The 1162-nt window shown below is 52.6% G+C and carries 2 protein-coding genes; both read right to left on the reverse strand.

Translation table 11 applies throughout. The features are described from left to right. A partial coding sequence (locus KDK13_RS09380) for a uroporphyrinogen decarboxylase family protein (protein WP_306671064.1) occupies positions 1 to 248 on the reverse strand: 248 nt, incomplete at its 3' end. A 119-nt stretch (positions 249 to 367) separates the two neighbouring features. Beyond that, a partial coding sequence (locus KDK13_RS09385; RefSeq protein WP_257284717.1) for an FAD-dependent oxidoreductase occupies positions 368 to 1162 on the reverse strand: 795 nt, incomplete at its 5' end.

Raw genomic sequence — 1162 nt, forward strand, 5'->3', positions numbered from 1 at the left:
TCGGGAATCGTGAGAATATCGGAAAAGAGAATCGCCGCGTCCAGCGGGAATCGCTCCAATGGTTGCAGAGTGACTTCACAGGCCAGCTCTGCGTTCTGGCACAGGGCCATAAAGTCACCGGCACGAGCCCTGGTCTCCCGGTATTCCGGCAAATAACGACCGGCCTGGCGCATCATCCAGACGGGCGTTACATCAACTGGCTCCCTGAGCAAGGCTCGAAGAAAGCGGTCATTTTTCAATGGAGTCATAAAAACACCGATACCAGCATTGCCTGAACGAGCACTATTCCAGGCTTCAGAAAAAACAGGGACGCTTCCAGATTGGAAAAACGTCCCTATAAGTAAGTTGCTTAAAAAAGAGTTAATAATCAGACATCAAGGTAATCAAGGATACCTTCAGCTGCCTGACGGCCCTCCCAGATGGCAGTGACAACCAGGTCAGACCCCCGAACCATATCACCACCGGCAAACACTTTGGGGTTGCTGGTCTGGAACCTGTATTTTGCTTTTTCCGGGGCCACAACCCGGCCACCTTCATCTATCTGAATATCGTGCTGTTCAAACCAGTCGGCCGGGCTTGGACGGAAGCCGAAGGCAACCAGAACCACATCCGCTTCCAGTATCTGGTCACTGCCTTCTACCACCTGTGGACGGCGACGGCCATTGTCATCCGGCTCGCCCAGTTCCGTGGTTACCAGACGGATGCCTTCTACCTTGCCATCACCAACAATTTCCACTGGCTGACGATTAAACAGGAAGTTCACACCCTCCTGCCTGGCATTGGCCACTTCCCGACGGGAACCCGGCATATTCTCTTCATCACGACGATAGGCACAGGTAACCGACCTGGCGCCCTGACGAATGGCTGTGCGATTACAGTCCATGGCGGTATCACCACCACCGAGCACCACCACCCGCTTACCTTTCATATCGATGAAATCTGCCGGGTCCTGCTCGAAGCCAAGGTTACGGTTCACATTGGAAATCAGGTAAGGAAGCGCATCATGGACGCCCTGAAGATCTTCACCGGGGAAACCACCTTTCATATAGGTGTAGGTTCCCATGCCCATGAATACCGCATCATACTCTTCAAGCAGCTTTTCCATGGCAATGTCTTTACCGATTTCCGTGTTCAACTGAAACTCAATCCCCATTTCAGCAAA

It is taken from the genome of Endozoicomonas sp. SESOKO1, from assembly GCF_024606265.1.
GTDB lineage: Bacteria > Pseudomonadota > Gammaproteobacteria > Pseudomonadales > Endozoicomonadaceae > Endozoicomonas.